This window comes from Streptomyces sp. NPDC058375 (assembly GCF_042723425.1).
Classification (GTDB): Bacteria; Actinomycetota; Actinomycetes; order Streptomycetales; family Streptomycetaceae; genus Streptomyces; species Streptomyces durocortorensis.
On record NZ_JBHXJG010000309.1, the window covers coordinates 1 to 7483 of the forward strand.

General features: G+C 70.9%; 7 protein-coding genes. 3 read left to right on the top strand and 4 right to left on the bottom strand.

Going from position 1 to position 7483, the window contains the following annotated elements; translation table 11 throughout:
* Positions 1–622, top strand: a 622-nt coding sequence (locus tag ACFWM7_RS31650) for a phosphotransferase (protein ID WP_383267192.1), incomplete at its 5' end; no start/stop codon positions are given.
* Between the two features lie 40 nt (positions 623–662).
* On the opposite strand, the gene ACFWM7_RS31655 is transcribed toward ACFWM7_RS31650, so the two are convergent.
* The 3 genes from ACFWM7_RS31655 to ACFWM7_RS31665 form a co-directional block, all read right to left on the bottom strand.
* Entirely contained in the window at positions 663–1394 is a 732-nt protein-coding gene (locus ACFWM7_RS31655) for an alpha/beta fold hydrolase (protein WP_383267194.1), read from the bottom strand.
* Between the two features lie 25 nt (positions 1395–1419).
* Positions 1420–1755, bottom strand: a complete 336-nt coding sequence (locus ACFWM7_RS31660) for a YnfA family protein (protein WP_205083759.1) — start codon at positions 1753–1755, stop codon at positions 1420–1422.
* A gap of 73 nt (positions 1756–1828) precedes the next feature.
* Complete coding sequence (locus ACFWM7_RS31665) at positions 1829–2803, bottom strand: MerR family transcriptional regulator (protein ID WP_383267197.1); 975 nt, start codon at positions 2801–2803, stop codon at positions 1829–1831.
* A 154-nt stretch (positions 2804–2957) separates the two neighbouring features.
* Between ACFWM7_RS31665 and ACFWM7_RS31670 the strand changes: the two genes are divergently transcribed.
* A complete protein-coding gene (locus ACFWM7_RS31670; RefSeq protein ID WP_383267206.1) occupies positions 2958–3494 on the top strand; it encodes a GNAT family N-acetyltransferase in 537 nt (178 codons plus the stop codon).
* Positions 3495–3538: 44 nt separating this feature from the next.
* Here the strand turns inward: ACFWM7_RS31670 and ACFWM7_RS31675 are convergent, their stop codons facing one another.
* Complete coding sequence (locus ACFWM7_RS31675) at positions 3539–4180, bottom strand: hypothetical protein (protein ID WP_383267200.1); 642 nt, start codon at positions 4178–4180, stop codon at positions 3539–3541.
* A 464-nt stretch (positions 4181–4644) separates the two neighbouring features.
* Between ACFWM7_RS31675 and acnA the strand changes: the two genes are divergently transcribed.
* Positions 4645–7368, top strand: coding sequence for an aconitate hydratase AcnA (acnA, locus tag ACFWM7_RS31680; RefSeq protein ID WP_383267203.1), 2724 nt, complete (start codon positions 4645–4647; stop codon positions 7366–7368).
* Positions 7369–7483 lie beyond the last annotated feature (115 nt).

The following is a 7483-nucleotide window of genomic DNA, read 5'->3' on the forward strand; positions in this document are numbered from 1 at the left end:
GCGTTGGACGATCATGACGTGGGTACCCGGTGAGCCACTGGACCGCAGCTCGATCAGCCGCGGCGGCCATGCGGCCGACGCGCTGGCGGACTTCCTCAAGGCACTCCACGTGGCGGCGCCCGCCGACGCTCCGGGCCCCTCGGACCGGGGCGCTCACCCGAGCGCGTACACCGAGGGTTTCGACCAGTTCTTCCGAGCCGTCGTCCCCGACGGCATCGCCGACGAGGTCCGGGCCGTCTGGGACGACGCGGTCGCCGCCCCCGCGTGGGAGGGCCCGCCGGTGTGGGTGCACGGCGACCTGCACCCCGCGAACGTCGTCGTGTCGGACGGGACGCTCTCGGGCGTGATCGACTTCGGCGACCTGTTCGCCGGCGATCCGGCGTGGGACCTCGCGGCCGCGTGGGTGATCCTCCCCGAGGGCGCCGCCGCGCGGTTCTTCGACACGTACGCGCGTGCGGACGGCGCGACCGTCCGGCGCGCCCGCGGACTGGCCGCGCTGAAAAGCCTCTTCCTCATGCTCATGGGGCAGAACGGAGACCGGGGCCTCCCCGGCGGCAAACCGGCCTGGGGGCCCGCGGGCCGGGCGGCGCTCGATCGCGTTCTCCGTACGGACGTGGGGTGATCGCGCTCCGCCTGCGTACCGGGGGGTGCGAGCGGGATGCTCAGCCGACGACGGGAAGCTGCCGGGCGAAGCGGCGGACGGCATCGCTGAAGGCGTCCGGGGCGTCGAAGTTCGCGAGATGTCCCGCCCGTGGGATCAACTCGACACGAGCGTCCGGATGCGCCCGCGCGAAGTCGGCCTCGCCGGACCGGAAGACGGTGTCCTTCTCGCCGTTCAGGATCAGTACCGGTGCCGCCACATGACGCAGCGCGTCCGTGCCGAAGCGTCCCAACACCTCGCCCCAGGCGGCGGGCAGCGTGCGGAAGGCGTAGCCGGAGCGGATGGTCGCCTCCACCACCTCCCGTGGGTGGTGCCGCAGCAGCAGCCGGTCGTTCCACCGGGTCAACCGGTCCGCTGGTATGCGGGGGACCAGGCCGGCGACCCACCGGTAGGGCGTGGCCCACGGCCCGCGAGTGGAGGCGCTGGCACCCGCGAGAACCAGCCCGCGCACCTGTTCCGGACGGCTCCGCGCGAACTCCAGCGACGCGTATCCGCCGAGCGAGTGCCCGACCACCAGGGCCGGGCCGCGGCCGAGCGAGTCCACCGCGGAGGCGATGACCTCCGTCGCGGCGCTCAGACTCCAGGGCTGCGCCGAGCGCGCTCCGTGGCCGGGCAGGTCGATGGCGGTCACCGGGAACTCCTCCCGGAGTGCGGTGAGTTGAGTGCTCCACTGTCCTGCGCTGAAACGTGTCCCGTGCACGAAGACGATGGGCGGTGCATCGGCTGTTGTCATCGGCCCCCCAAGTGAGGCCCCCAGATTAGTGGCCGCGCGGTGCGTACATGATGACGGCCATGCCGGCGAGACAGACCAGGGCCCCGATGACGTCGAAGCGGTCGGGGCGGTAGCCGTCGGCGACCATGCCCCAGGCGATCGACCCGGCGACGAAGATGCCGCCGTATGCGGCGAGGATGCGGCCGAAGTTGTCGTCGCTCTGGAGGGTGGCGACCACACCGTACAGACCGAGCGCGATGACGCCGGCGCCGATCCAGGCCCAGCCCTTGTGCTCGCGGATGCCCTGCCAGACCAGCCAGGCTCCCCCGATCTCGAACAGCGCGGCGACGACGAACAGGGCGATGGAACGGGCGACGAGCACGGTGGGGACTTTCTGGTGAGGGCGGGCGGGACGGTGCGTGCGGTTTCGGGCGGGGTGAGGCGTGGCGGGGGCGTCAGTGAGCGGAGCCGAAGAGATCCGTGAGCAGCGCACCGCCGTCGGCAGGCGCGCGGACCTCCAGGTGCAGACGCGGGCCGTCCAGGTGGAGGCGGAAGTCGAAGAAAGGGCAGCATCGCTGCTCCGCGGCTGCCAGTTCGGCGATGCGCGTGGCCCGGTCGACGGGCAGGGTCAGCCGCAGCCCGTCCGGCACGGCGGCCCGGGTGGCGCCGTCGACGGCCTCGCGCCAGTGGGCGGTGCGCTCGTGGAGCCCCTCGCCGCTCAGCGAGCAGGCCACCGGCGCGGCGCGCCACCGCTCCGCCTCCTGTTCGGCGGCCCGCCGACCGGGCGTGAGGACGACATCGACCGGCTGTCCGCCACGGGCCCCGCCGGAGGCCGGGGCCGAGTCCGGGGCTGGGGCCGGAGCCCCGCCCAAGGCCGCGCCCGCGGTCGAGGTCCGACCCGAGCCCGGGGCCGGGGCCGGGCCCCCGCGCCGAGGCAGGGCCAGAGCTGAGTCCGAGGCCGAGCCGGACCCCGGCCCCGCGCCCGCGCCCGAGCCCGAGCCCAAGTCCGACCCCGGCCCCGGCCCCCCGGCCAGGAAGCCGCACTCCGGATCGCAGCGCCCGGCCCGGTCCGGCAGCGCGTCCAGATGCGCCAAGGCGCCACGGAGCGAGGCCGTGAACGCCGCGAGCTCGGCGGCGCGGGCCTCGGCCTCGGTGAGCCGGGTGGCGATCCGGGGCCGCAGATCGGCCTTCACGTCCCGGCAGGCGCCGGCCTCCCACACCCCGACCAGCTCGCCGATCTCCTCCAGTGCCAGCCCCAGGTGCTTCGCCGCGCCGATGAACGCCAGCCGTTCGACCGCTTCCTCGCCGTACACCCGGTACCCGGCGGGGGTCCGGTCGGCGGAGAGCAGCCCCGCGCTCTCGTAGAACCGCAGGGTCGTGGCCGGCATCCCGCTGCGCTCGGCGAGCTGGGAGATCCGCATGGAGGTCATGCCAGGACCGTAGACCTTCCACCTGACTGGAAGGTCAAGACGTCGGGGCTCCGCGTCGGCACCCCGTGGCGGGGCGGGCCCCCCGGGGGGAGTCACCACGCCGGTCACCCCACAGGCCTGCGATAGGTTGCCCGCCATGCCCGCCATGCCTGCCATGCCCGATCTCGGATCCGTGACCTGGCCTCCCGCACCCATCAAGACCGAGCGGCTCCTGCTCCGTGAGCCCGAGGCCCGGGACCGCGGAGCGCTCATCGAGCTGCTGGCCTCCCCGGAAGTGAGCGCCTTCCTCGGCGGCCCCCAGCCGCGTGACGGGCTCGAACGCGCGATACCCGAGGAGCCCCGACGCCGTTCCGGCCTCTTCGTCGTCGATCTCGACGGAGCGATGATCGGCCAGGTCACGCTCACCAAGGACACGGGACACCTCCGCCAGGCTGCCGGGCGGGCCGAGCTCGGCTATCTGTTCCTGCCGCAGGTGTGGGGGTACGGCTACGCCGCCGAGGCCTGCGAAGCGGCCCTCGGCTGGTTCGCCGACGCGCTGCCCGGCGAACCGGTCGTCCTCGCCACCCAGATCGCCAACCTCCGCTCCCTGCGCCTCGCGGCGAAGCTGGGATTCACCGAGGCCGAACGGTTCGAGGAGTGGGGAGCCGAGCAGTGGATGGGTGTGTGGAGTTGTCCTCGGGCAATCACGTGATGCCGGCTCTGTCCGTCGACACCGTGGCCCCGGGGGACCGCAGATCACGTGTTCCCGACCGTCGACGGCAGCAGCTGCCCGGTCGTTGCCGACCCACGCCGGCGCCAGTACGCGTACGTCAGGATGCCGAGCATCGGGCCCCACAGGACCAGGGGGACGTAGGAGGCGTAGAAGTAGACGGTTTCCCAGCCGCCGGCCTTGCTCGGGAAGTCGGCCGGCAGCGGATCGCCATTGGTTTTGGACTGGGTGACCGTGGTGGCGGTCGCGATGATGGTGAAGACCAGGGTCAGGACCGTCGCCCCGATCGCGGCCGGGACGACCGCGGCGGCTGTCGGTACCCGCCGCCCGCGCAGCCACGGCATCCAGCGCGGGAACACCTCGCCCCAGCGGGCAACCAGCCCGACGGCTGTGAACGCGAGGACCTCGGAGAGGAGGGTGAGGAAGACGATGTAGCCGTTCATCGCCCAGTCTTCGATGGCCCCGCCCCGTTTGTCCTCGGTGAACAGCACTCCCAGGCGCCAGATTCCGGACGGAAGCACCACCAGCGGCACGGTGTAGGCGACCAGGCGGGCCCAGCGCGGTACCCCTGCTGCGGGCTCGTGAGCCGCTCGCCACGCCCGCCGCAGGCGGCCCTCTCCGCGTGGCGCGAGTGCCGATTCTCCGGGTGTCGTGGTCGGCCTGGCCATGGGCATCTGCGCTCCTCACGTCCACGGGCCGGACCGGCCCGTGCGTCGATATTCCCAGCCGACGAGGCAGGTCAGGATCCTTCCGCGTACGGAACCGCCTCCGCCGGGCGGGCGAGAGCGACTCCGGCCGCTCCCCCCAGGGAGTGAGGTGGCGCCAGAAGGTGACGCGCCTCGTACGCCTGGATCGACTGGCAGAGGACAGAGGACAGAGGACAGAGGACGAAGGACAGAGGGCAGAGGGCAGAGCAGAGGGGGGCACCTGGGCATGACCGAACGGCGGCTATGTACTAGAGTTATCTCGACATCGAGATATCTGCCGAGGCGCACCACAGCCGCCGCCCGGTAAGGGTTACCTAACTAACCCTTACCTTAGCGGATGGCCGGAGCCGTAGGTGGCAAAACGCGGCGCCGGCTGCCAATGAGGCGCGGCGCGGTAGACGCGCACATTGAAGAAGGAGACTGTCGTGTCGGCGAACAGCTTCGACGCCCGCAGCACGCTGCGCGTGGGCGACGAGTCGTACGAGATCTTCAAGCTGGACAAGGTAGAGGGCTCCGCGCGCCTGCCGTACAGCCTGAAGGTCCTGCTGGAGAACCTGCTCCGTACCGAGGACGGCGCGAACGTCACCGCCGACCACATCCGGGCCATCGGCGGCTGGGACTCCCAGGCTCAGCCCAGCCAGGAGATCCAGTTCACGCCGGCCCGCGTGATCATGCAGGACTTCACCGGCGTGCCCTGTGTCGTGGACCTCGCCACCATGCGTGAGGCCGTCAAGGAGCTCGGCGGTGACCCGGCGAAGATCAACCCGCTGGCCCCGGCCGAGTTGGTCATCGACCACTCGGTCATCGCCGACAAGTTCGGCACCAAGGAAGCCTTCGGCCAGAACGTCGAGCTGGAGTACGGCCGCAACAAGGAGCGCTACCAGTTCCTGCGCTGGGGCCAGACCGCCTTCGATGAGTTCAAGGTCGTCCCCCCGGGCACCGGCATCGTCCACCAGGTGAACATCGAGCACCTGGCCCGCACCGTCATGGTCCGTAACGGCCAGGCGTACCCCGACACCCTCGTCGGCACCGACTCGCACACCACCATGGTCAACGGCCTCGGCGTGCTCGGCTGGGGCGTCGGCGGCATCGAGGCCGAGGCCGCGATGCTCGGCCAGCCGGTCTCCATGCTCATCCCGCGCGTCGTCGGCTTCAAGCTGACCGGTGAGCTGAAGCCCGGCACCACCGCCACCGACCTCGTGCTGACCATCACCGAGATGCTCCGCAAGCACGGCGTCGTCGGCAAGTTCGTCGAGTTCTACGGTGAGGGCGTCGCCGCCACCTCGCTCGCCAACCGCGCCACTATCGGCAACATGTCGCCGGAGTTCGGCTCCACCGCCGCGATCTTCCCCGTAGACGACGAGACCCTGAACTACCTGCGCCTGACCGGCCGCGACGCCCAGCAGGTCGCCCTCGTCGAGGCGTACGCCAAGGAGCAGGGCCTCTGGCTGGACCCGGCCGCCGAGCCGGACTTCTCCGAGAAGCTGGAGCTCGACCTCGCCACGGTCGTCCCCTCGATCGCCGGCCCGAAGCGCCCGCAGGACCGCATCGTCCTGGCCAACGCCTCCCAGCAGTTCGCCCAGGACGTGCGCAACTACGTCGCGGACGAGATGGAGGCGAGCAAGGAGTCCTTCCCGGCCTCCGACGCCCCGTCCAGCACGCCGAACGGCGTCCCGTCCAAGCCGGTCACCGTCACAGCCCCCGACGGCTCGACGTACGAGATCGACCACGGCGCCGTCACCGTCGCCGCGATCACCTCCTGCACCAACACCTCGAACCCCTACGTCATGGTCGCCGCCGCGCTCGTGGCGAAGAAGGCCGTCGAGAAGGGCCTGACCCGCAAGCCGTGGGTCAAGACCACCCTCGCCCCGGGTTCGAAGGTCGTCACCGACTACTTCGACAAGGCGGGCCTGACCCCGTACCTCGACAAGGTCGGCTTCAACCTCGTCGGCTACGGCTGCACCACCTGCATCGGCAACTCCGGCCCGCTGCCGGAGGAGGTCTCCAAGGCCGTCAACGACAACGACCTCGCGGTCACGTCGGTCCTCTCCGGCAACCGCAACTTCGAGGGCCGGATCAACCCCGACGTCAAGATGAACTACCTGGCGTCCCCGCCGCTGGTCGTCGCGTACGCCATCGCCGGTTCGATGAAGGTCGACATCACCAAGGACGCCCTCGGCGTCGACCAGGACGGCAACGCGGTCCACCTCGCGGACATCTGGCCCTCCGAGGCCGAGGTCAACGACGTCGTGGCGAACTCCATCGGCGAGGACATGTTCAACAAGTCCTACCAGGACGTCTTCGCGGGCGACGCCCAGTGGCAGGCGCTGTCGATCCCGACCGGCGACACCTTCGAGTGGGACTCCGAGTCCACCTACGTGCGTAAGCCCCCGTACTTCGAGGGCATGACGATGGAGACGTCCCCGGTCGAGGACATCACCGGCGCCCGGGTGCTCGCCAAGCTCGGCGACTCGGTCACCACCGACCACATCTCCCCGGCCGGCGCCATCAAGGCCGACACCCCGGCCGGCAAGTACCTCACGGAGCACGGCATCGAGCGCCGTGACTTCAACTCCTACGGCTCGCGCCGAGGCAACCACGAGGTCATGATCCGCGGCACGTTCGCCAACATCCGCCTGCGCAACCAGATCGCGCCGGGCACCGAGGGCGGCTACACCCGCGACTTCACCAAGGCCGACGAGGGCGCCCCGGTGTCGTTCATCTACGACGCCTCCCAGAACTACCAGGCCGCGGGCACCCCGCTGGTGATCCTGGCGGGCAAGGAGTACGGTTCCGGCTCGTCCCGCGACTGGGCCGCCAAGGGCACCGCGCTCCTGGGCGTCAGGGCCGTCATCGCCGAGTCCTACGAGCGCATCCACCGCTCGAACCTCATCGGCATGGGCGTCCTCCCGCTCCAGTTCCCCGAGGGCCACACCGCCGAGACCCTCGGCCTCACCGGCGAGGAGACCTTCTCCTTCACCGGCGTCACCGAGCTGAACAACGGCACCACCCCCCGTACGGTCAAGGTCACCACCGACACCGGTGTGGAGTTCGACGCGGTCGTCCGCATCGACACCCCCGGCGAGGCCGACTACTACCGCAACGGCGGCATCCTGCAGTACGTGCTCCGCAGCCTGATCCGCAGCTGATCAGTCCGATCCGCAGCTGAGCAGTCCGATCCGCGGCTGACTCAGTCCGACCCGCGGTTGATCAGATCAGCGTGCGGCACAGCGCAAGGGCTGCGCTCCGGGTTCTCCCCGGGGT